A 23,098-nucleotide genomic window follows, 5' to 3' on the forward strand; every position below is an offset into this window, starting at 1 on the left:
GCTTGGTTAGCGGTTGTTGCGGTTCATGAACAGAAGCCGCTCGAATAGCGCGACGTCCTGTTCATTCTTCAGAAGCGCGCCGTGCAGCGGCGGCACGATCTGCTGTTGATCAGTCGAGCGCAGTGCTTCAGGCGGGATGTCGTCGGCGAGAAGCAGCTTCAGCCAGTCGAGCAGCTCGGAGGTGGACGGCTTCTTCTTCAGGCCCGACACGTTGCGCAGTTCGAAGAAGCTCTGCATCGCGGCGGCGAGCAACTCCTGCTTGATGTCCGGGTAATGCACTTCGACGATTTCTTTCATCGTCTGCGCATCCGGGAACTTGATGTAGTGGAAGAAGCAGCGGCGCAGGAACGCGTCGGGCAGTTCCTTCTCATTGTTCGACGTGATGATGACGAGCGGGCGATGCCGCGCCTTCACGAGTTCCCGCGTCTCGTAGACATAGAACTCCATGCGGTCGAGTTCGCGCAGCAGGTCGTTCGGAAACTCGATATCGGCTTTGTCGATCTCATCGATCAGGAGCACCGTCTGTCGATCCGCTTCGAAGGCCTGCCACAGCACGCCCTTGACGATGTAGTTGCGGATGTCCTTCACGCGCTCGTCGCCGAGTTGCGAGTCGCGCAGGCGCGAGACGGCGTCGTATTCGTAGAGGCCTTGCTGGGCCTTGGTGGTCGACTTGATATGCCATTGCAGGAGCGGCATGCCGAGCGCGCTTGCCACTTCCTCGGCAAGCATGGTCTTGCCGGTGCCGGGTTCACCCTTGATGAGGAGCGGGCGTTGCAGCGTCACCGCGGCGTTCACCGCGAGTTTGAGGTCGTCGGTCGCGACGTATTGCGATGAGCCTTCGAAACGCATGACGAAGTCCGGTGAGGAAAAAAATCCCAGTATAAGTCAGAAGACCTTTTGGCATCGAGGCTTGCCGGGGTATCGTGTGAGCCGCTTCAGGCACGCCGGAGCACGCGCGCCGGCCCTGCATCCGAAGTCGGGCGAAGTCAATCGGAATGTTTGTACAGGGACCAATTGTCGCAGGCGGGTTGGCTGCTTTTCAGCCGATTCCCCTTGTCAGCAGGGCTTTCGCGCGATCTCCCCTTGTGGACGGTGGGGAGGTCGCGCGGTACAATTAGCCCGATTTTTTTGGCCTGCGTGGCTAAATAGCGAAAACAGTCCCGAGAAGGTTGTGATGCGCTCGGCGCGGCCTTGGCCCCAGGCGGTAGAAGCGCGCCGGATTTCCCCTCATGCTAGGTTAGAAGCTATGAACAATTTTGTCGGCAAATGTGCCGTGATTGCAGCGCTGTCGGGTCTTGCCGGCTTCGCGACCCAGGCGTCGGCCGACGTCGTGGGCAACGCAAAGGCCGCTGAGGGCAAGGTCGCGATGTGCATCGGCTGCCACGGCATACCCGGCTATCGCACGGCGTATCCCGAAGTTTATGAAGTGCCCATGCTCGGCGGCCAGAACGCGCAGTACATCGCCAACGCGCTGCATGCCTACAAGAAGGGCGACCGCCACTTCGACACCATGCGCGCCATCGCGACTACCTTGTCCGATCAGGACATCGCCGATATTGCCGCGTACTACGCCGCGCAAACTCCCCAATCGAAGAACAATCCCGACAAGTGATCCGTGCTTTTTAGCGTTTGACTCGATGCGACGCGCGCGCACTCATGCGCCGACGTCGATACGGCAATCCGGTATTGCATGGACACAGGAGAATTCATGATGCCCTCTCAGGCACTCCACACAAGCTTCAAGGCGGCATGCGCGGCAGCGGCGCTCATCGGCATGGCGGCGTTGAATGTTGCGCACGCGGCGGACGTCGGCAACGGCAAGGCACTGTCCGAGAGCCACAATTGCTCGGCCTGCCACGGCCCTAACCTCAATAAACCAGTGAGCGGCGAGTATCCGCGTCTCGCGGGTCAGCATGCGAGCTATATCTACTGGGCGCTCCGGCAGTATCAGATTGGCGGCGGAAATCCGAATTTCGGCCGCAACAACGCCATCATGGCGGCGCAGGTGCAGAACCTGTCGCAGAGCGACCTGAAGGATCTCGCGGCTTATATCGAATCGCTCGATGGCAACCTCGTGCTGAAGAAGTAAGCGCGCTTCGGTTCGTTCGCATCAAACGAAACACCCCGCATCGAGCGGGGTGTTTTGCTTTGTCGCGCGGCTTCGAAGATGTTTAGTCCGGCGAAGTTAGTCCTTTGAAGCTCGACGCTCGATGAGCGCGAGGTATGCGTCGGTATCCGGCGGCGTGTTGCTGCGCTGCGCTTCCCAGATCACCTGCCCAAGGCATTCCATGATGGCGTGCTGCGCCTCGTGCGTGGAACCGAGCCGCGCGGCCAGTCGCTCGTGCGCTCGACGAATGCCAGGCGGCTGATCGATCGACAACTGTTCGGTGATCGCAAGATGCATCGACAGATGCAGAAACGGGTTGCTCTGGCCGCGATCGGGTGAATAGTCCGCGCCTTGTGCTTCAGGATCGCTGAGCGCGTCGTGATATTCCGGATGCTCGCGCATCCAGTCGGCGGCCATGCTTTCGAGCGGCGTGAGAATCTCGCTCGCGCGCTCCTTGCGCCAGGTTTCGGTGAAGAACTGACGAACTTCGTCGCGGCTAGGGTTGAACATAAGGTATTGATTCGATTGCGGGATTCAGACCGCTATTGTAGAGCTAGGGGTAGGAGTTCTGCTTGAGCGCTGGGGCAATTGGCGCTTGGCTGCCCGGCGATTCAAACCACCGGCGCCGGCGTCTTCGGCCGATATTCGCAAAGCGGCTCGATCGCGCAATGCCAGCACTCCGGCACGCGCGCCTTGCAGACGTATCGCCCATGCAGGATCAGCCAGTGATGCGCGTGCTGCAAAAATTCAACCGGGACATACTTCTCCAGCGCGGTTTCGACCGCCCGCACGTCCTTGCCCGGCGCCAGTCCCGTCCGATTGGCGACGCGAAAGATATGCGTGTCGACGGCAATGGTCGCTTGCCCGAACGCAATATTCAGCACGACATTCGCTGTCTTGCGTCCGACGCCTGGCAGCGCTTCGAGCGCCTCGCGATTGTCGGGCACTTCGCCGCCGTGTTGCTCGATCAACATCCGGCACGTCGCGATCACGTTCTTCGCCTTGGTCCGATACAGCCCGATCGTGCGGATACAGTCCGTCACGCCTTCCTCGCCGAGCGCAAGCACTTTCCCAGGCGTGTTGGCGACGGGGAACATCTTGCGCATCGCCTTGTTGACGGAGACATCGGTGGCTTGCGCCGAGAGCATCACGGCGATCAACAGTTCGAATGGCGTCGTGTATTCGAGCTCCGTCTTCGGTTCCGGGTCGATGCTTTGCAACGTTTCGAAGATGGCGCGGCGCTTTTTGGCGTTCATCGTGAGTTCGAGGGATCGTTGTTCGCGGTTTCCTGCATGGCGAGCCGCCGGCGGCGCTCCTCGGCGGCATCGATCTGCGCTTGCACGGCGGGGCTCACGTTGTCCGTGTTCTTCGGGCCGGTGCCTGCGCGCGCCATCTCTTCCTTCTTCTTGCGTGCGCGGTCGAGCGCGGCCTGAATGATCGCGCGTTTCCTGGCTTCAGGGTCGTCGGCTTGCGCGGCGGCGCTTGCGGCTGCTTCAGGCCGTGCGGAAGATACCGCCGCTTGCGCCCGACGCGCCGATGCACGCGCTTCGGCCGCCGCGTGCTCACGTTCGTCGCGCGCCACGCGCCGGTCATGACGCTCGCGCGCCGCGTCGGCTTCCGGTTGAGACCACGCATTCCAGCCGGTGGCGTCGCCGGTCACGGGAATCATCGCGATGCAATCGACGGGGCAGGGCGGCACGCATAGATCGCAACCCGTGCACAGTTCGGGGATGACCGTATGCATCTGCTTCGGCGCACCGACGATTGCATCGACAGGGCACGCCTGCATGCAAAGCGTGCAACCGATGCACACGTTCTCGTCGATCACGGCAACGGGACGCGGACGTTCGACGCCATGCGTGGTGTCGAGCGCAATCACGGGCTTGTCGAGCAATCGAGCGAGCCGCGCGATGCCTTGTGCGCCGCCTGGCGGGCACTGGTTGTAGTTTGCATCGCCCGCGGCGATGGCTTCCGCATAAGGCCGGCAGGCGGGATAGCCGCACTTGGTGCACTGGGTCTGCGGCAGCAAATCTTCAATGCGCTCGGCGAGCGTCTTTGAAACGATAACGGTCACGAAGGGGTCGCGATATGGCTTGGGGAGTCGAGGCAGGGAGGAGCGCAAGAACGGCTCGACCACAATCAAACACGTATGACGGTTGCTCGCTGCCTGCATTCGGCGCGCTTATTCCGCTTTTGACGACGGTACGCGCTCGGGTTTAGGCGTCATTATCGCCGAAGTCGCAAATAGTCGTGCTGCGAACGCTTAATCCCAATTGCCAATGACGTGGCGATGTGCGCATAATCAAAGCGCTTTACCGTTTGACCGCAGGACGGTGTTCCCCAATAACCATGGGCAGCGCCCGTTCACGTCATGTACCCAAACGCGGGCCGCGTGACGCTCATCCGGACAACGCGGCTCCTGAATCATGCCACCATGAATCAGCCGAAAATCAAAAGAGATCCTGAAGGCACCCGTCGCCGTATCCTGCTGGCTGCTGCAGAAGAGTTTGCAGCGGGAGGACTGTTCGGCGCGCGCGTCGATCAGATCGCGCGCCGGGCCGAAACCAATGAACGCATGCTCTATTACTACTTCGGCAGTAAGGAGCAGCTTTTCACGGCAGTGCTGGAGCACGCCCTCGGCTCGCTGGTGGAAGCCGAGCGCACGCTCGACCTCGACGGCGTGGCGCCCATCGAGGCCATCACGCGCCTTGCCCATTTTGTCTGGGATTACTACCGCGATCATCCGGAATTGCTGAGGCTGATCAACAATGAAAACCTGCACGAGGCGAAATATATCAAGAGCTCGAATCGCACGCGCGAACTGATCTCGCCCATGCTCGAAACGGTCACCGCAATTCTGGATCGCGGCCAGAAAGCGGGGCTTTTTCGAAACGATGTCGACCCGTTGAAGTTCTATATCACGCTGTCGGGGCTCGGCTACTACATCGTATCGAATCGATTTACGCTCGAAGCCACATTTGGACTCGACTTTAGCGAAACGTCGCAGCGCGAACAAATGGTGCGGATGAATACGGAATTGCTGCTGGCGTTTTTGACGCGTCGTTAATCGTCTGACACGCGGGCAATAAAAAAGTCGCGCCTGGAAACAGGCGCGACTTTTCGTCTTTTACGGAACCGGTTCTATGAACCGGCGCGTAGTCGAACTCGGTCACTGAATCTCAGGCCGGCACGGCTTCCTTCTTCGGCGCCTTGTCGTGTTCGAGAATGAACTCGCGCAGTTGCGGATACACCATCGTGCGCCAGCGGCGTCCGGAGAAGATGCCGTAGTGACCAGCTTTTTCCGCCGTGAAGTGCCGCTGATTCTGCGCGGGAATGCCCGTGCAGAGATCGTGCGCGGCGCGTGTCTGACCGCTGCCGGAGATGTCGTCCAGTTCGCCTTCGATAGTGAACAGGGCCGTCGCCGTGATGTCTTGCGGGCGCACGCGCTCGCCGTTCACGTCCCACGTGCCTTCGGCAAGACGGAACTCCTGGAACACGATACGAATGGTCTCCAGGTAATACTCGGCGGCCATGTCGAGCACGGCGTTGTACTCGTCGTAGAAACGGCGATGCTGCTCGGCGTCATCGTCGTCGCCGCGAAGGAGGTTCTGATAGAAGTCCCAGTGCGCGGTGAGGTGGCGCTCCGGATTCATCGCGACGAATCCCGCGTGCTGCAAAAAGCCCGGATACACCTTGCGGCCCACGCCCGGATAATTCGCCGGCACCGTATAGATGACGTTGTTCTCGAACCACTCGTACGAGTGCTCGTTCGCGAGCGAATTGACTGATGTCGGGCTGCGGCGCGCGTCGATCGGGCCACCCATCATGGTCATGGTGCGCGGCGTGTCCTCGCCGCGGCTCGCCATTAGCGAAATGGCGGCAAGCACCGGCACGGTCGGCTGACACACCGAAATGACATGCAGGTCCTTCGCACCGATATGGCGGATGAACTCCTGAATGTATTCGACGTAATCGTCCAGATGGAACGCGCCATTTTCGACCGGCACCATGCGCGCGTCCAACCAGTCGGTGATGTACACCTTATGGTCTTGCAAAAGCGTGTTCACGGTGTCGCGCAAGAGCGTTGAATGGTGCCCGGAAAGCGGCGCGCACACCAGCACGATAGGCTCGTCCTTCAGCTTGGTGACGGTGGCGCTGTCGTCGGCGAAGCGCTTGAAGCGCAGCAGACGGCAAAACGGCTTTTCGACAACCGTCTGCTCGACGATCGGGATGTTATGGCCGTCCTTCACGATCTGATGAATGTCGAACTGCGGCTTTTCGTAGTCTTTGCCGAGCCGGTACAGCAATTCGTAGCCGGCGGCAAAACGGCTCGCGCCGGGAACATAGGAAAGTGGGCTCGCCGGATTCACAAACGACTTCGATGCCGCCTGGGCCCAGGCGGTGAGGGGCGACAACATGGCCCGCTGAACTTCGTGGATTTGGTAGAGCATGGTTGCCCCGTGAAAAACCGGTCTGCGTGTCGATCCCGGCAAGACTTCCGGCGATCAGGCTCAACGACGCTCGATAATCCCCGCGTGCGGCGGGCTGTCGCCGCACGCAAGGCACTGTCTCTTCCCTTACTGCAAACGTCTGATGCTTGATACTGGGCAACTTCTGGGCATTTAACGACACGCCCGGCTCGGAGCTTGAGCCAAAGCAGAGTTTTCTGCGCAACAAACGCACGATTCCACTAAACGGTTAAAAATACCAGCTTTTGCTTCGCTACGCGCAACAGTTAAATTTTGTGCGTTGCACCAATCTTAACTGCATGGCATTCGTATTCCAAACACGACTTTGCCTATTTCTTGGCCATCGCGGCTTCTAGCGCTGGATTTGCCTTGAGATTCCCGTCTTTCGAGTCGCCAGCAGGTTGACCCGTCGCTTCGGCCATCTCTTCTTCGTGCCGCATCAGATTCATGCCGGTGTGCACCAGCGCCACGTGCGTGAAGGCCTGCGGAAAGTTGCCAACCATGCGCTTCGCTATCGTGTCGTACTCCTCGGCCAGAAGGCCTACGTCGTTGGCGAGGCCGACGAGACGCTCGAACATCTGATGCGCCTCATCGAGCCGTCCTTGCAGCGCGAGGTTGTCGACCAGCCAAAAGCTACAAGCCAGAAACGTGCCTTCTCCAGGCGGCAGACCATCGGCGACTTCGGTCGTGTGATAGCGCTTGACCAGCCCATCGTGCGTCAGAGTGGTTTCGATTGCATGTACGGTTCCGGCCACTCGCGGATCATCGGGCGGCAAAAAGCCGAGCAATGGGATCAAAAGAAGGCTCGCATCGAGCGCATCGCCGTCATACGTCTGCGTGAACGAATTGATTTGCGGATTCCAGCTTCTCGCGCAGACGGCGGCATGCACGCGCGCGCGCATCTCGCGCCAATGATCCACCGGACCTTCCAGATCGAACTTTTCCGCCGATTGAATAGCGCGGTCGTAGGCCACCCACGCCATCACCTTGGAGAACGTGAAGTGCTTGCGGCCGCCGCGCACTTCCCAGATGCCTTCGTCGGGCATCTCCCAGACGGTGTCCAGGTGCTGAAGCATGGCGCACTGGATCGACCATGCGGTTTCGTCGCTTTGCAGGCCACCGACGCGCGCGAGATGCAACGCGTTCATCACTTCGCCATAGACGTCGAGCTGCAACTGATTGACCGCGCCATTGCCGATGCGCACCGGTTGTGCGCCTTCGTAGCCCGGCAGCCAGGGAATCTCGTATTCGGGCAGACGCCGCTCGCCCGCGATGCCGTACATGATCTGCACCTGATCGGGCGAACCCGCCATCACGCGGCCCAGCCACGCGCGCCAGGCGCGGGCTTCGTCGTAGTAGCCGCCGCGCATCATCGCGAGCAGCGTGATGGTCGCGTCGCGCAGCCAGCAATAGCGATAATCCCAGTTGCGCGTGCCACCGAGCTGTTCGGGTAGCGACGTTGTCGGCGCGGCAACGATGCCACCGGTCGGCTCATACGCCAGCGCCTTGAGCGTAATGAGCGAACGGCGTATGGCGCTGGCCCACTTGCCCTTGAGTTCACTTTGGCTAGACCATTCGCGCCAGTAATTTTCGGCGCGTGCGAGTTGCGTGTGTGGATCGTGCGCGGGCGGCAGCCGCAAATGCGATTGCGAATAGCACAGCGAAAAGGGCACGCGTTCGCCCGCGCCAACGTCGAAGTATGCGGTCGTGCGCATGTTCTCGCCGACGAGATCCACGGGCGTGCGCAGCACGGCGAGGTCGGGACCGGCAATCGCGCGAATGCCGCTTGCGTCGGGCAGGCGGCTGACCCACGGAATCGCCGAGCCGTAGTCGAAGCGCAACACCAGTTCCATCTTCATGCGCACCGAGCCGCGTTTGCCCACGACGATGCGCACCAGTTCCGAATGACCGTTGCGCGAAGGCATGAAGTCGACGATCGTCACCGCGCCATCGGGCGTCTCGAAGTCGGTTTCGAGGATCAGCGTGTCTTCGCGATAACGACGCCGGATGACCGGCGCTTTACCGTCGGGCATTTCCGGCGCGAGCAGCCATCGGCCATGTTCGGGTGTGCCGAGCAACGCCGAAAAACACGAGGCTGAGTCGAAGCGCGGCCAGCAGAGCCAGTCTACGGAACCGTCACGGGAAATAAGTGCTGCGGTGTGGCCGTCGCCGACCATGGCGTAATCTTCGATCAATGCTGGCATGCGGACATCTTCCTGCTGGCGGCGCCCAAGAGCGCCGAGGGTTGGAATGAGAACGACACAGACATGTAAGACGCAAAACGCAAACCCTTGGTCTGGCCGCATTCTGCCGCATTCGTTCACGGTGAGCAGGAAACCGGGCGAACGCTCCTCTATCGCGGCGGCAACGGCGCGTCCCGCAGGGCTGGCGGAAACGCCCGCGTGACTCGCCGATGGAAACTTGCCGGAACGATCGGCCAATGTTTAAATGAAGTCTTACGAACGGCCTTCAGGTCGCGTCGTTCAACTGCGCGTCGGGGCCATGTCGCGCTGTCATCGAACCTTCTTTCGTACCACGGTCTCACGCTTCGCACGTCGCATACCGGTTCATCACTTCGTGATTTCGGGGAACAGGACACCATGCACAATCCGTCGAAAGCTGACTGCATCGCCATTCTTTCCGCAGCAAGCCGGTTGAGCGAGCCCGACACTTTGCTCGCGCTCGATCCCGGGCATCTCGGTTTGTCGCGCAACGCGATGGAAACCGCCGCTGTCTTTCTCACCGAGCGCGGCTGCTTCAGCGGCTATTCCTTCGACGCGGCGGGCGTCGCGGTAGGCGCGCTGTCCTTGCAAGGCCGCTTGCGGCTGGAACAACTCGCCAACGGTTGAAACGCGAAGACTTTCGCGTCCAGTCCTAGGACATGCGCGCGGTTCAAGCCGCGCGCATGCGTTCGTCAGAAATGCGCCGAGCCCATGCCGAATAGCCCGATCAGTCCAATCACGATCAGATAGATCGCGACGATGAAGTTCAGCAGTCGCGGCATCACGAGGATGAGAATCCCGGCGATCAGCGACACCAGCGGCCCAAGGCTTACGTGAATGTTCATCGCAGCAACTCCTTTTTGTTGTTGGTTCGAATGGTTGGGTTTAGCCTGTTGCGGTTTGCCCGGTGGCACGGTGGGAGCAAAACTTGCTCGCGCCACGCCAGCCAGACGATGCCGCAGCCGTTCGCGCATCGCCCTCGATAACAAGCATCAGAAGACGATGAGGAGCTTTCATGCACCCGAGCCATCCGTTGCCGGAACGGTTGTCCGCCGTCGCGGCGAGACGCACGTCGCAAGTGCCGCGCCCGCTACAGAATACGCTCACGAGTTCGCTCTTGGCTTCATTCAAGCCGCGTAGGTGGGCCCGGGGTTTCGCGTTGATCCTGTCGATCGCGGCCACGCATGCCGTGGCGCAGACGCCCGCAAGCGCGACGCCGGCCGCGGGCGCCAGTGGCGCTGCGGTTTCATCGGGCGGCGAGGTGCTCGATCTGCTCATCGGCACTTACACGGGCGGCGGCAAGAGCGAAGGCATCTACGTTTATCGCTTCGATACCGGCAATGGCGAGCTGACGCGCGTCGCGTCGGCGCAGACGGTGAACCCGTCGTATCTCGTCGTGAGTCGCGATCACAATTACGTGTATGCCGTGAACGAACTGCCCGGCGACAACGGCCCGGCTTCGCAACGCGGCGGCATCAGCGCGTTTCGCTTCGACCGCGCAACCGGCCAGTTGAGCTTTTTGAACCGCGTGTCGGCGGATGGCAACGACCCGTGTTACCTCGCGCTCTCGCCGGATGGCAAATATTTGCTGACAGCCAATTACTCGGTGGCGGCCAATCCCGGCGGCAGCTTCGCGGTGTTTCCGATCAACGCCGATGGTCACGTCGGCACCTCCGTGCTGACGGTGCATCACGAAGGCAACGGGCCCGTGAAAGGGCGGCAGGACAACTCGCACGTCCACTCGACCGTGTTCTCGCCCGATGGCAAATATCTCTTCACGCAAGACCTGGGCGTCGACAAGGTGTTCGCGTACCGCTACACGCCCGATGGCAGCCGCGGCCTGTTCGGTCCGACCGATGCGCGTTACACGCCGGTCAAGGCTGGTTCGGGCCCACGGCATCTGATTTTCGATGCCAGCGGCAAGCATGCTTATCTCACGACCGAAATGAACGCGTCGGTGCTCGTCTTTTTCTATCGCGACGGCAAACTCAGCGAAACGCAGAGCGTGCCGATGACCGCGCCCGGCTTCAAAGGCAAGATCGGCGGCGGCGCGGTGCATCTGTCGCCCGATGGACGCTTTCTGTATGCGACCAATCGTGGCGACGCGAACGAGCTCGTCGCGTTCGCGGTCGATCCGAACAACGGCCATCTCAAGCTCTTGAAACGATATCCGACGCTCGGCAAGACGCCGCGTGAGTTCGCGATCGACCCGAGCGGGCGCTGGCTCATCGTCGGCAATGAGGACAGCGACAGCGCGTTCTTCTTCCGGCGCGATCCGGCATCGGGCGAACTGGCATCGGATCCGAAGCGGCTTTCTATCGGCTCGCCGGTCGATTTCAAGTTCGTCTCGCCGTCTTGAGAAGTTTGCGCGGTGTCGTTGTCGATCGCGGCAATGGTCCGTTCCAGGCTTTCGTCACGTTACCGCGACGCGAAGCCGTCACGGTTTCATCTCTGTGCACGGTCTTCGCGCTTCTCATGCGGCCCGTGCAACCGATGGCAACGGCGGCGTTGTGTTCTTCCGGGGCGGCCACGAGTTCTAGTACGATGCTGCGTCGGCTCGCGCAGCCTGGCATTTGGAACCGAAAGGTATCCTGATGAAATCGAAAGACAACGGAAATTGCAGGGAAAGCAAGATTGAACACGACTTACACTTCCGGCCGCGCCGGGCGTCCCGAACCGGGCCCGCAGTCTGACAAGAACGAAGCGGCGCCGCCCGGCTTCATCAGCGCGTTTCGCTTTGCGGGCGGCCAGGCGCTGCGGCTTTCGTGGGACGAAGCGCGCGATGCGATCACGGGCGACGGACCGACGTGGCTCCATCTGTCGGCCAACGACGATACCGTCGAAGGCTGGCTCGAAGGCGTGAGTTCCATGCCCGATGTCGCGCGCGAATTTCTGAACGGCGAGGACAAACGTCCGCGCGTGCACATGGGACCAAATTTCATGTACGGCGTCGTCGCCGACTTGGAGCTCGTCGCGGCGACGCCCGCGGGCGCGGAGCCGGGCGCACGCGAGGCGATTCGCGCGACCGGCGCGTTGCGCTTTTACGTCGACCGCAACCGCATGATTACGGTGCGCGCGCGTCCCTTGCAGTCGACCGACCGGCTGCGTCATGCCGTGCTCGAAGGCGCGATGTTCCGCGATACCGTCGATCTTTTCGCGGGTCTTATCCGCGCGCTCAACGAAACCTTCGCGGACCGTATCGATGAAATCGGCGACCGTCTCGACGATGTCGAAGAGGGCGTGCTCGAAGGCGGCCATTCGAACTGGCGCGTCGAACTCGGCGTGGTGCGGCGGCGGCTGGTGGAGGTCAAGCGCTTTATCGACCCCGAGCGTAACGCGCTTACGCAACTCGTGACGCGCCGGCTTGAATGGGCCGAACCGCGCTCGATGGAAGCGCTCGTGCAAGCCATTCAGGTGCTCAACGGATTGGGCGGCGGGCTCGAAGGACTTTACGAGCGCGCCAAACTCTTGCAGGACGAAATCGCCGCGCTGCTTTCCGAGGACATCAACCGCAAGCTCTTGTGGCTCGCGATCATGTCCGCGTTGTTATTGCCCGCCACGCTCGTGACGGGCATCTTCGGCATGAACGTCGCGGGCTTGCCGGGCACGCACAATCCCGCTTCGTTCTGGGTGGTGGTCGGCGTGATGGCGGGATGCGCCGCCATCACGATCTTCCTGTTGCGCCGCTTGCGGCTCTGGTAAAAACGCTTAGTCGGCCGGGCCCGGCGGTGCGAGCACTTCGCGATTGCCGTTGCTGCCCATCGAGGAGACGAGCCCGGCCGTTTCCATCTGCTCGACGAGCCGCGCCGCGCGGTTATAGCCAATACGCAGTTGCCGCTGCACCGACGAAATCGAGGCGCGCCGTGTGCGCAACACGAACGCGACGGCTTCGTCGTAGAGCGGGTCGGCTTCGGCCTCGGGCGTTTCGCCGAACAGGTCTGGCGACGCGCCTTCGGACGTCGGCCCGGACAGAATGCCTTCCTCGTATTCCGGCTCGCCAAACTGCTTCAAATATTCGACCACGCGATGCACTTCGTCGTCCGCGACGAACGCGCCGTGTATGCGTTGCGGGTAGCCGGTGCCGGGTGGCAGGAACAGCATGTCGCCTGCGCCGAGCAGCGATTCCGCGCCCATCTGATCGAGAATCGTGCGCGAATCGATCTTGGACGACACCTGAAACGCCACGCGCGTCGGAATGTTGGCCTTGATGAGACCCGTGATGACATCGACCGAAGGCCGCTGCGTCGCGAGAATCAGGTGGATGCCGGCCGCGCGCGCCTTCTGCGCAAGACGCGCGATCAATTGTTCGATTTGCTTGCCCGCGACCATCATGAGGTCGGCCAGTTCGTCGATGATCACGACGATGAGCGGCAGCGTCGATAGCGGCTCGGGTGCATCGGGCGTCAAGGAAAACGGATTCGTGAGCTTCTTGCCGGCCGCTTCGGTGGCGCGGATCTTTTGATTGAAGCCCTGCAGATTGCGCACGCCTACCGCCGACATCAGCCGGTAGCGCTTTTCCATTTCGCCGACACACCAGTTGAGCGCGTTCGACGCGAGCTTCATGTCGGTGACGACGGGTGCGAGCAGATGCGGAATGCCTTCGTAAACGGACAGTTCCAGCATCTTCGGGTCGATCATGATGAGGCGCACGTCCTCAGGCGTCGCCTTGTAGAGCAGCGAAAGGATCATTGCGTTGATCGCGACCGACTTGCCGGAGCCCGTCGTGCCCGCGACCAGCATGTGCGGCGCCTTGGCGAGGTCGGTGACGACCGGATTGCCGACGATGTCCTTGCCCATCGCGATGGTGAGATTCGACTTCGACGCGCGGTACACGTCCTGTTCGAGAATCTCGGACAGACGGATCATCTGGCGTTTCGCGTTCGGCAGTTCGAGGCCCATGCAGGTTTTGCCGGGAATCGTTTCGACGACGCGGATCGACGTGAGACCGAGGCCTCGCGATAGATCCTTCATGAGGCCGACGATCTGACTGCCGCGCACGCCGAGCGCCGGGTCCACTTCGAAGCGCGTGATGACGGGGCCAGCGGATGCGCCGACGACCGTGACGGGCACCTTGAATTCCTGCAGCCGTTGTTCGATTAGCTGGCCGGTTTCGGCGAGTTGCTGTTCGGAGACGGGTTCGGCGTCTTCGGATGCGGGTTCGAGCAGGTCGAGCGTGGGCAATTCAACTGCGGATGCGTGCGGCGCGTGGAATTCGAATTCGGTAGGCGCGAAGCCGCGTACCGGCGGGCGCGGGGCGCTTGCTGGCGACGTTGTTGCGGCGGGTGGCGCTTCGGCTTCGGCCTCTTGCAGCGGGACGGCGATGGGGAAGCGCACGATGTTCGATGGCTTTTCCGGCGCGTCGAGGGCTTCCTCGCGCGCGGTCTCGTGGACGGGCGACGTCGAAGCGCTTTGGATCGATTCGTCTCGAAGCGACGCGGGCGCGTGCCGCACGGTGCCGTCGCGCGGCAATGCGGGTGCGCTTTGGCCGGTTTCGTCGCCAGGCAACGTGGATGTGCTTCGGATTGTTTCGTCGGGAGGCAATGCGGTCGCGTTTCGCAAGGGATCCGCACCAGACGGGGCGGGCTGGTCGCGAGCATCGTCGAATGCGTCCGCGAGCGGCGGCGGCTCGTCCATCGGCAGGAACGACGGCAGCGGAGGTGGCTCGTATCTCGGCGACGATGACGGCTCGTCCAGCCACGGCGGTGCAGGCGTTTCGGTGTGACGCGTTGGCTCGACCAAGTCAGGCTCGGCGTGCTCCGGCGTGAACTCGCGATGAATCGGTGGCGTAGCGGGCGTTGCGGGCGCGTCCAACGAAACCGCTGCCGGTGCTTGTGACGCAACGTTGGCTCCCATGCGTGAGAAAACGAGCGCGCTTGCCCCAACGGAGGTGGCATCGTCTGGAATGGCGCCGTTCGCGTTCAGACCGCCATCGATCAACGTGTCCGCTGGCTTCGGAGAGAAGTCGACAGGTTCCGTACTCGTGGGCGCTCGCGTCACGGCGTCGCTCGCAGATTGCGATGCGACTTGCGAGCCAGACGCTGCGGCCATATCCGCCACCATCGCTTCAGGTTCACGCGCGAGCCCCGTTCCGGCGAGCGACGTCCATAACGCGGCGTTCTCCTCGATAGATCGCAGCGTCGCCTGAACGGACTCGGGCGGTGGAGGTGGTTCGAGCGGCGGAAGTGCCGAACGCGCCAGCGCGTCGGCGGGCGTTGGCAGCGAACGCCCAGCAAAGTCACGCGTGGCCGGTGTTGCGGTCGGACGAGCGGGCGGCGCGCGCCGCACGAGCCCGGGCGAAGTCTGCCCCGCACGACTTTGTGCGGGCATCGGACCGCGTGCATTGCCTCCTGCCGATACTGAAGCGGTGCCACCCCGGGCCAGTGCAGCCGATGCAGCCGGAGCCGCACCCGCCCGAAGAACATTCCCGCGCGGCTCGACCGCAACCGATGAGGCAGTACTGCGCGACGCAGAAGCCGCAGCCATTCCCGCGGAAGTTCGCGCCGACGCTGTCGGGCCATTCGCGCCTTGTGCCGGCCGCGCCCCCGGCGACACCGAGGCACGCGGCTGCGTGGACGGATTCAACCATCCACCGGGTGCGACCGGCTCGATAGGCATCGGCCGACCGGACGCGCTTTCCGCTTCGAACGAGGATCGGCTGAGACGCACGGCGGCATAGTTGGTCGACGCGGTATTTCTCGCCGACGCCTGATCGCGATTCGCGCCGCTCTTGCCGATCGAAGGCGGACGCCACGCGGTAGGCCGCCGATAGCGTCCGCGTTGCTTGCCGGTCGGCAAACCGAGCGTGGGCTCATCCTGCGGCACGCGCACGGACGAGGCATCGAAACGATCTGCGCCGATGCCGCGCACGGGGATCTCGCGCGTCGTCTTGGTCTTGTCGCGCGCACGACGCTCGAACCAGCCGGATGCATCGCGTCGCCCACGGCGTTCCTTCTTCGGCTGCGGTTCGCGCTCGTTTTTTTCGGGTGGTGTCAGCCAGCTCTTCGGTAAATCGAAGCCGAACGCTTCATCGAACCAGATCAGCACCGAGCGCCACGAGAACTCGACGAGCCACGGCGCGAACATTGCCAGCACGAGGGCCGCAACGGCAATCGCGCCAGCCGGATAAGCCAGATTGACGAGAAGCAAGGCAAGCGCCCGACCACCGCGATTGATATTCGCCTGCGTTTCGACGCCACTTGCAAGCAGGCCTTCGAGCACGCTGCTCGACAGCAATACGCAGAAGAAGCCGACCCACAGCCGGATCGTGCCGGGGCCGCGCAGTCCGCTGCCGCTCGGGAGCACCGATTTCACGATACGCCAGAGGAGTGGAAGGATCCAGACGACTGATGCACCGAACCAGCCGAGAACTACCATTTGCATGCTAGAGATAGAACCAATGTTGGGTGAGACGTATGAGACAGGACCAGACTCGCTGCCGGCTTCGGACGCATGCGCGTTCAACCAGGCAGTTTAACGGTTGCGGCGTGCGCCGATAGGTATGGCGCGAGCACGCAACACCTCGCGCTTACTTTGGCCGCGGCGCGAACGTGAGCACCTGTCCATCGGCGAGCGTCAGTTGCAACGCTGGCGGCGGGTTCATCTGAACGCCGCTTCTGGCGACATGTGCGAGTCCATCCAAATACGGCTGCTCCAACGCACCGCCCGTGCCGGAGACGCAGGCCATGCGCGTACCGGCGAGCGGGCCGAACGTGAGCTTGCCGTCTTTCAGGTCATAGGCGCCCGCGAAGCGGTTGCAACCGGAAAAGCCGCTCGCGCGCCGATGGCCGCTCGCCGTCGAAAAGTCGAGCGTGATGGGCTGCGCGCCGCCCGCGTCCTGAGGAAGCGCACGCGGCTTGCCGCTTGCATCGGTCCAGCGCGTGAGCTGCCATTGCGTGTCGTCGAGCAATTGCGTGGCGGCGGGGTTGTAGGGATCGGTGGGCGGCGCGCTCGCGTCGGGATGCTTGGGGAGCGCGCAGCCGGCGATGAAACCCGTGGCGAGCAGCAGCACACCGGCGCGCCGCGATGCACGTGTGAGCCACGCCGGCGCTCCCCGAAAAAGCGGCGACGAAGACGGTGTGCGGATGAAGTGCGTGGGCATCGGGGAGTCCTGAAACTGGCGAAACCGTAAGGGTATCGCACTCGTCCTACGATTTGTCCAGCGCTCGATGCAACAAAATGATCGGCAGCGCTTTCCTCCCGTCGACGATCTTTGAAAAGCACGCGAATGCCTTGCAACTGAGCAGCGATACCGCTTGTCATACTGCTCTTGGCGCCTGTCAATAGACCGAATGGCAGAGCTGTTGCACTAAGCGGTGCGTGTTAACATCCGGGCCATTCTCGCCTCATCGAATGTTCGAGCAACAGGCGCCACCGAATCCGATTTCTGGAGCACTCATGCACACCGACTCGCAACGCGACCCCGCTACCGGCACGAATGCAGCGACCGACGTCGAGCGCCGCATCGGCACGCCGCTTTCGGCGCATGCCACGCGCGTGATGTTGCTCGGCGCGGGCGAGCTCGGCAAGGAAGTGATCATCGCGTTGCAGCGGCTCGGCGTCGAGGTGATCGCGGTGGATCGCTATGCGAACGCGCCGGGGCATCAGGTCGCGCACCGGGCGCATGTCATCGACATGACCGATGCCGTGGCGCTGCGCGCGCTCGTCGAGCAAGAGTCGCCGCATCTGATCGTGCCCGAGATCGAGGCAATCGCCACCGACGCGCTCGCCGACATCGAAGCCGCTGGCATTGCCACCGTGATTCCGACCGCGCGCGCCACGCAATTGACGATGAATCGCGAAGGCATTCGCCGCCTGGCCGCCGAGACGCTCGGCTTGCCGACCTCGCCGTACGCGTTCGCGCAGTCGCTCGAAGAGATGAAGGCGGCGATCGCGAAGATCGGTTTTCCGTGCGTGGTGAAGCCCGTCATGTCGTCCTCGGGCAAGGGACAATCCGTGCTCGGAAGCGACGCGGATGTCGAGCCCGCCTGGAACTACGCGATGGCGGGCGGGCGCGTGAACCACGGGCGCGTGATCGTGGAAGGGTTCATCGACTTCGAGTACGAAATCACGCAACTCACCGTGCGCGCGGCCGACCCCGCGACCGGCGAGACGGCGACCTTTTTCTGCGAGCCTATCGGCCACGTGCAGGTGGCGGGTGATTACGTCGAATCCTGGCAGCCGCAGGCGATGAGCGCCGTCGCGCTCGCCCGCTCGCGCGATGTCGCGGCAAAGGTGACGACCGCGCTCGGCGGACGCGGCCTCTTCGGCGTGGAACTCTTCGTGCGCGGCGATGACGTATGGTTTTCGGAAGTCAGTCCGCGTCCACACGACACGGGTCTCGTGACGCTCGCCACGCAGCGTTTCTCCGAGTTCGAACTGCACGCGCGCGCCATTCTCGGCTTGCCCGTCGATACCGCGCTGCAAACGCCGGGCGCATCGGCGGTGATCTACGGCGGCCTCGACGAAGCGGGTATCGCCTTCGAAGGCGTGGCCGAAGCGCTTGCGGTGCCGGGCGCGGATCTGCGCCTCTTCGGCAAGCCCGAGAGCTTCGCGAAACGGCGCATGGGCGTCGCGCTCGCTACTGGCGTCGATACCGGCGAAGCGCGTGAGCGCGCGAAGCTGGCGGCGTCGAAAGTAAAGCCCGTATCGAGTCGACCGGGCTGACCATCGCCTGCAAATGGCAGGGAGAAGATAGTGAAGCGAATCATCATGGCCGCGTTGATCGTGGCGTGCGCGGGACTTTCGGGCTGCGGGCTGGCCGCGGCTCCGTGCCGGATCGCGTCAGCGGGTTTGAAGATCGTGCCGGTGGTCGGCCATGTCGCGGCCGCGCCCACGGACGCCTGCGCGGATGTGATCGATCCATGATCTTCGGGCCATCCATCAAGGCTCGCCGAGCCGCTTCCCACGATTTCCGGACCCGATGATGAAACGATCTCTCGTACTTTCGGCCGCGCTTCTTATGGCGTCCACGATTGCCACGACCGCGCGCGCGATGCCGCTCACCGTGCCGCAAATCCAGACCGCCTCGACGCAGACCACGCGCTACGACTGCAAGGATGGCAAGAGCGTGTCGGTGCAATACACCAACGCACGCAATCACCAGAGCTTCGCGGCATTGACGGTGGATGGCCGCAAACTGCTGTTCGTCAACGTGATCGCGGGTTCCGGGGCCAAATACGTCGCGGATCAATATACGTGGTGGACCAAGGGACCGCAGGCCAATCTCTATGACGAGATGGCGGCCAAGGACTCGCCGCCGCTACTGGCCGATTGCGAGGCGCACAACAAGTAAGCGCGGCCTACGTCGTGCGCCTCTGTCCGCATGAAGCGCGGAAAGGGGCGGATCGACGCCGGATGCTACAATGTGCGGCTTTCCGGCTAAGATTTTTGCCCTGCAGCGTCGTGGTTCGCATCGGCTCGCGTGGCCTTCCACTTGAGCGTGCGTCGGCCGCCTTGAAAGCATCATCGAAGCCGTGTTCCATCGCAGCGGGCCTTGTGCCCGAACCTGCGGCGTTCCGCAGGCCGCGACCATCGGCCGAATCTGCGTCAGGCGCTCGTTTTCCTGCCCGGCGCGCTTCAAGTGCATGGCAAGCGCCGCGCACAAATGCTTGCGCGGACAATCCTCCGCGTCACCGAAATACTCACGCGTAATCGACCGAACGCCCGCTTACGCACCGCTTCAAGCGGATTTTTAGCGAAAGCCCAATAGTCACCATGTCAGATTCCGTCGCCACGAACCCGTCCACCGCGCCTACGTTCGATCAGTTCGGCCTGGCCGCCGACATCCTCAAGGCAGTGAGCGAGTCCGGCTATACCACGCCCACGCCGATCCAGGAGCAGGCCATTCCCGTCGTGCTCGCGGGCCGCGATGTGATGGGCGCGGCGCAGACCGGCACGGGCAAGACCGCGAGTTTTTCGCTGCCGATCATCCAGCGTCTTTTGCCGATGGCCAATACGAGCGCCTCGCCCGCCCGCCATCCCGTGCGCGCGCTGATGCTTACGCCCACGCGCGAACTTGCCGATCAGGTCGCCGCCAACGTGCAGACCTACTCGAAGCACACTGCGTTGCGCAGCACGGTGGTGTTCGGCGGCGTCGACATGAATCCGCAGTCGGATGCGTTGCGCCGTGGCGTGGAGATTCTCATCGCGACGCCGGGACGTCTGCTCGATCACGTTCAGCAGAAGACGCTCAATCTCGGCCAGGTGCAGATGCTCGTCCTCGACGAAGCCGACCGCATGCTCGACATGGGCTTTCTGCCGGACCTGCAGCGCATTCTGAATCTGCTGCCTAAGGAGCGTCAGACGCTGCTGTTTTCGGCGACGTTCTCGCCTGAAATCAAGAAGCTCGCGGCAACTTACTTGCGCAACCCGCAGACCATCGAAGTCGCGCGCAGCAACTCCACCGCGACCAACGTGCGGCAGATCGTCTTCGAAGTGCACGAGAGCGACAAGTCGGGCGCCGTCGCGCAACTGATCCGCCAGCGCGGATTAAAGCAGGTCATCGTGTTCTGCAACAGCAAGATCGGCGCGAGCCGGTTGGCGCGCGTGCTGGAACGTGATGGCATCGTCGCCACCGCGATTCACGGCGACCGTACGCAAGGCGAGCGCATGCAGGCGCTCGACGCGTTCAAGCGCGGCGAGATCGAAGCACTCGTCGCAACCGACGTGGCCGCGCGCGGGCTCGACATCGCCGAATTGCCGGCGGTCATCAACTTCGACTTGCCGTTCAGCGCGGAAGATTACGTGCACCGTATCGGTCGCACGGGGCGCGCGGGTGCGTCGGGCGACGCGTTGTCGCTGTGCAGCGCGAACGAACGCAAGCAGCTTGCCGACATCGAGAAGCTGATCAAGCGTCCGCTCGAAGTGATGACGCTCGAAGTAGCGACGCCGGTGCGCCGTGAAGGCGCGCGGCGCGACGAGCGGCCGGTCCGCCCGGAGCGCAGCGAACATCGGCATGGCGCGCGGGAAGAAGCGGGTCCGCGCCGGCGCACGTCGGGGTCGTCGTATGATCGGCCGCGCGGGCGTCAGCAGCCGGTGGACGAATTCTTCCTCAAGCCTTACGAGCCCTCGCCCTCGGCGGTGAAGCGGCATGAGGAAAGCGTCGAGCCGGAGCGCAAGAGCGCGCCGAAGCAGCCGTTGGCCGCGTTGCTTGGCGGGTTGGGTGCGTTGCGTAAGTCGACTTGAGTTGGCGCGTGAAGCTCTAAGAAACGGTGGTCTCTGCGACTGCCGTCGAACCGTTGGGAACGGTACGTGTGGGATGAAAAGGGCAACCGGTCAGGTTGCTTTTTTTATGTGCCGCTCTTTGACCCCTTAAAGGCCGCAGCCAACGTCCTGACGCGACAAAAGGCCCAATCTCGCACCGCACTCGTCAGTCGAACGCTTACGCGGCGCGAGCGATTAGCCCCTCAAAAGCGAACGCACGCCACTAGATAATCCCGAACCGACGCGCCCACTGCGCGGTCGCATCCGCATAAAACGACTCGAGCGAACCGGCGGCGGCCACTTCGATACTCAAATGCCGCGCCGCCTGCACCAACGCATCCAGCGGCGCGTCACGGCCAAGCGGCGCCGCGCCCGTCTGCTTGCTGAGTTTCTCGCCCGCATCGTTGCTGACGACAGGCACATGCAGATACGACGGCGTCGGCACATCGAGACATCGCTGAAGATAAATCTGCCGCGCGGTCGAATCCAGCAGGTCTGCGCCGCGCACGACATGCGTAATGCCGGCTGAAGCGTCGTCGACGACGACAGCCAGTTGATACGCCCACAGCCCATCCGCACGCTTCAAGGCAAAATCGCCGACTTCGGCCGCAAGATCTTGCGTCTGTATTCCCTGCCAGCGATCCACGAAACCGACGCGCGCCGCGTCGCCGTCCGGCACGCGCAGTCGCCACGCGCGCGCGGGACGGCCATGCAAGCCGCTTCGACAAGTACCGGGATAAGCGAGTGTCGCGTGACGAGCATGCGCATGAACGAGCGAGTCGGCGATCTCGCGTCGCGTGCAGCCGCAGGGATAAACGAAGCCGGCGGCAAGCAAGCGCTCGAATGCATCTTGATAAGCCGCGTCGCGTTGACTTTGCCAGACCGGCGGTTCGTCCGAATGCATGCCGAAATGCGCGAGCGTTGCGAGAATCTCGTCGGCCGCGCCAGCCACCGTGCGCGGTGCATCGACATCTTCTATTCGCACGATCCAGCTACCGCGATGCGCCCGCGCATCGAGAAGACTAGCAAGCGCGCTGACGAGCGACCCCGCGTGCAGCGGCCCGGTGGGCGAGGGCGCGAAGCGGCCACGGTAAGTCATCTCAGGGCTCGTTCAAGGTTTAGGCGGCCTTCGCATCCGGATGACACGCGGGGCACGTGGCGCCCGGCACGTACAACGGCGACTGCTGATCTTCCACGCTGACCACCGCGCGGCAGCCGAAGCATTGCGAAGTGGAGGTCTGCTGCAGGTTCGGATCGAGCGCCGTGCGGTAGTCGAACACGAAACATTCGCCCGAGTAATGCGCGCCGCCCACTTCCTCGAAATACTTGAGGATGCCGCCCTCGAGTTGATAGACGTGATCGATGCCCACTTCCTTCATGTGAATCGCAGCTTTCTCGCAACGAATTCCGCCCGTGCAGAACGACACCACCGTCTTGCCTTCCAGATCGGCACGGTTCTGTTCGATCACCTCGGGAAACTCGCTGAATTTCGTGATGCGGTAGTCGAGCGCGTGGTCGAACGTGCCGACGTCCACTTCGAAGGCATTGCGCGTGTCGAGCATGACGACCGGACGGCCTTCGTCGTCGTGACCACGGTCGAGCCAGGCCTTGAGCGTCACCGGATCGACGGCGGGCGCGCGGCCGAGTTCCGGCTTGATCGCGGGCTTCTTCATGGTGATGATCTCGCGCTTGAGTTTCACCAGCATGCGGCGAAACGGTTGCTTTGCGGAGAGGCTTTCCTTGAATTGCAGATCGGCGAAGCGGTCGCCGAAGAGCGCGTCGCCCCGAATGTAATCGATGAACTCGCGCACCTCCGCCACCGGCCCCGCGATGAAGAGGTTGATGCCCTCCGGCGCGAGCAGGATCGTTCCCTTCAGGCCAAGCGCGTTGCAGCGTTCGGTGACGAGCGGGCGCCACGCGGCGCTGTCGTCGATGGAAACGAATTTGTAGGCGGAGAGGTTCAGAATGCTCATGATCGGATAACGGGGCAAAGCCGGTAAAAATGGCGGCAAAAAGCGGATGCTGGGACGCCGCGCAACTCCGTATTATCCCGCAAATGGCGCAGGTCTTTTCGTAGGCGCGGGCCGCCGCGTTCACGC

General features: G+C 62.8%; 21 protein-coding genes. 10 read left to right on the forward strand and 11 right to left on the reverse strand.

Annotation, left to right across the window (positions count from 1 at the left end):
* Window positions 1-6 precede the first annotated feature (6 nt).
* Window positions 7-849, reverse strand: a complete 843-nt coding sequence (locus NCR40_RS04230; protein ID WP_250508806.1) for an AAA family ATPase — start codon at window positions 847-849, stop codon at window positions 7-9.
* Window positions 850-1,246: 397 nt separating this feature from the next.
* Between NCR40_RS04230 and NCR40_RS04235 the strand changes: the two genes are divergently transcribed.
* Together NCR40_RS04235 and NCR40_RS04240 are read left to right on the forward strand one after the other, a co-directional pair.
* A complete protein-coding gene (locus tag NCR40_RS04235) occupies window positions 1,247-1,612 on the forward strand; it encodes a c-type cytochrome (protein ID WP_061121774.1) in 366 nt (121 codons plus the stop codon).
* Window positions 1,613-1,708: 96 nt separating this feature from the next.
* The gene (locus tag NCR40_RS04240; RefSeq protein ID WP_244827509.1) at window positions 1,709-2,089 is read left to right on the forward strand and encodes a c-type cytochrome; all 381 of its coding nucleotides are present in this window, start codon (window positions 1,709-1,711) and stop codon (window positions 2,087-2,089) included.
* A gap of 96 nt (window positions 2,090-2,185) precedes the next feature.
* Here NCR40_RS04240 and NCR40_RS04245 read toward each other — a convergent pair whose 3' ends face one another.
* The 3 genes from NCR40_RS04245 to rsxB form a co-directional block, all read right to left on the reverse strand.
* Window positions 2,186-2,617: a DUF1841 family protein gene (locus NCR40_RS04245; protein ID WP_250508807.1), complete on the reverse strand. Its 432-nt coding sequence runs from the start codon at window positions 2,615-2,617 to the stop codon at window positions 2,186-2,188.
* A 101-nt stretch (window positions 2,618-2,718) separates the two neighbouring features.
* Entirely contained in the window at window positions 2,719-3,363 is a 645-nt protein-coding gene (gene nth, locus NCR40_RS04250; RefSeq protein ID WP_250508808.1) for an endonuclease III, read from the reverse strand.
* Complete coding sequence (gene rsxB, locus NCR40_RS04255) at window positions 3,360-4,280, reverse strand: electron transport complex subunit RsxB (protein WP_502800966.1); 921 nt, start codon at window positions 4,278-4,280, stop codon at window positions 3,360-3,362. The genes nth and rsxB overlap by 4 nt, the downstream gene beginning before the upstream one ends.
* 261 nt (window positions 4,281-4,541) lie before the next feature.
* Here rsxB and NCR40_RS04260 point away from each other — a divergent pair, with 261 nt between their 5' ends.
* Window positions 4,542-5,174 (forward strand): TetR/AcrR family transcriptional regulator, encoded by a 633-nt coding sequence (locus NCR40_RS04260; RefSeq protein WP_244828000.1) that lies wholly within the window; start codon window positions 4,542-4,544, stop codon window positions 5,172-5,174.
* 112 nt (window positions 5,175-5,286) lie between these two features.
* Here NCR40_RS04260 and NCR40_RS04265 read toward each other — a convergent pair whose 3' ends face one another.
* Together NCR40_RS04265 and NCR40_RS04270 are read right to left on the reverse strand one after the other, a co-directional pair.
* Window positions 5,287-6,558: a polyhydroxyalkanoate depolymerase gene (locus NCR40_RS04265; RefSeq protein ID WP_250464175.1), complete on the reverse strand. Its 1,272-nt coding sequence runs from the start codon at window positions 6,556-6,558 to the stop codon at window positions 5,287-5,289.
* A gap of 347 nt (window positions 6,559-6,905) precedes the next feature.
* Window positions 6,906-8,780, reverse strand: coding sequence for a glycoside hydrolase family 15 protein (locus tag NCR40_RS04270; RefSeq protein ID WP_250508810.1), 1,875 nt, complete (start codon window positions 8,778-8,780; stop codon window positions 6,906-6,908).
* Between the two features lie 396 nt (window positions 8,781-9,176).
* On the opposite strand from NCR40_RS04270, the gene NCR40_RS04275 reads away from it, so the two are divergent.
* A complete protein-coding gene (locus tag NCR40_RS04275) occupies window positions 9,177-9,425 on the forward strand; it encodes a hypothetical protein (RefSeq protein WP_250464178.1) in 249 nt (82 codons plus the stop codon).
* 65 nt (window positions 9,426-9,490) lie between these two features.
* On the opposite strand, the gene NCR40_RS04280 is transcribed toward NCR40_RS04275, so the two are convergent.
* Window positions 9,491-9,643 (reverse strand): DUF3096 domain-containing protein, encoded by a 153-nt coding sequence (locus tag NCR40_RS04280; protein ID WP_244827516.1) that lies wholly within the window; start codon window positions 9,641-9,643, stop codon window positions 9,491-9,493.
* A gap of 170 nt (window positions 9,644-9,813) precedes the next feature.
* Between NCR40_RS04280 and NCR40_RS04285 the strand changes: the two genes are divergently transcribed.
* Window positions 9,814-11,157, forward strand: coding sequence for a lactonase family protein (locus NCR40_RS04285; RefSeq protein WP_250508811.1), 1,344 nt, complete (start codon window positions 9,814-9,816; stop codon window positions 11,155-11,157).
* Between the two features lie 275 nt (window positions 11,158-11,432).
* A complete protein-coding gene (locus NCR40_RS04290) occupies window positions 11,433-12,500 on the forward strand; it encodes a transporter (protein ID WP_250508812.1) in 1,068 nt (355 codons plus the stop codon).
* 6 nt (window positions 12,501-12,506) lie between these two features.
* On the opposite strand, the gene NCR40_RS04295 is transcribed toward NCR40_RS04290, so the two are convergent.
* Window positions 12,507-16,109, reverse strand: coding sequence for a DNA translocase FtsK (locus tag NCR40_RS04295; RefSeq protein WP_502800967.1), 3,603 nt, complete (start codon window positions 16,107-16,109; stop codon window positions 12,507-12,509).
* Window positions 16,110-16,323: 214 nt separating this feature from the next.
* Complete coding sequence (locus NCR40_RS04300; protein WP_250492099.1) at window positions 16,324-16,896, reverse strand: META domain-containing protein; 573 nt, start codon at window positions 16,894-16,896, stop codon at window positions 16,324-16,326.
* 296 nt (window positions 16,897-17,192) lie between these two features.
* On the opposite strand from NCR40_RS04300, the gene purT reads away from it, so the two are divergent.
* The 4 genes from purT (at window position 17,193) to NCR40_RS04320 (ending at window position 20,981) form a co-directional block, all read left to right on the forward strand.
* Window positions 17,193-18,461 carry a formate-dependent phosphoribosylglycinamide formyltransferase gene (gene purT / locus NCR40_RS04305; protein WP_244827520.1) on the forward strand — a complete coding sequence of 423 codons (1,269 nt, stop codon included), beginning with the start codon at window positions 17,193-17,195 and terminating at the stop codon, window positions 18,459-18,461.
* A 45-nt stretch (window positions 18,462-18,506) separates the two neighbouring features.
* A complete protein-coding gene (locus NCR40_RS04310; protein WP_309845184.1) occupies window positions 18,507-18,662 on the forward strand; it encodes a DUF6726 family protein in 156 nt (51 codons plus the stop codon).
* Between the two features lie 94 nt (window positions 18,663-18,756).
* Window positions 18,757-19,089, forward strand: a complete 333-nt coding sequence (locus NCR40_RS04315; RefSeq protein ID WP_404989027.1) for an MliC family protein — start codon at window positions 18,757-18,759, stop codon at window positions 19,087-19,089.
* Between the two features lie 422 nt (window positions 19,090-19,511).
* A complete protein-coding gene (locus NCR40_RS04320; RefSeq protein ID WP_250464186.1) occupies window positions 19,512-20,981 on the forward strand; it encodes a DEAD/DEAH box helicase in 1,470 nt (489 codons plus the stop codon).
* Window positions 20,982-21,222: 241 nt separating this feature from the next.
* Here NCR40_RS04320 and gluQRS read toward each other — a convergent pair whose 3' ends face one another.
* Window positions 21,223-22,098, reverse strand: coding sequence for a tRNA glutamyl-Q(34) synthetase GluQRS (gene gluQRS / locus NCR40_RS04325; RefSeq protein WP_250508814.1), 876 nt, complete (start codon window positions 22,096-22,098; stop codon window positions 21,223-21,225).
* A 19-nt stretch (window positions 22,099-22,117) separates the two neighbouring features.
* The gene (locus NCR40_RS04330; protein ID WP_250464190.1) at window positions 22,118-22,972 is read right to left on the reverse strand and encodes a sulfurtransferase; all 855 of its coding nucleotides are present in this window, start codon (window positions 22,970-22,972) and stop codon (window positions 22,118-22,120) included.
* Window positions 22,973-23,098 lie beyond the last annotated feature (126 nt).

The organism is Caballeronia sp. GACF4, from assembly GCF_023631025.1.
Classification (GTDB): domain Bacteria; phylum Pseudomonadota; class Gammaproteobacteria; order Burkholderiales; family Burkholderiaceae; genus Caballeronia.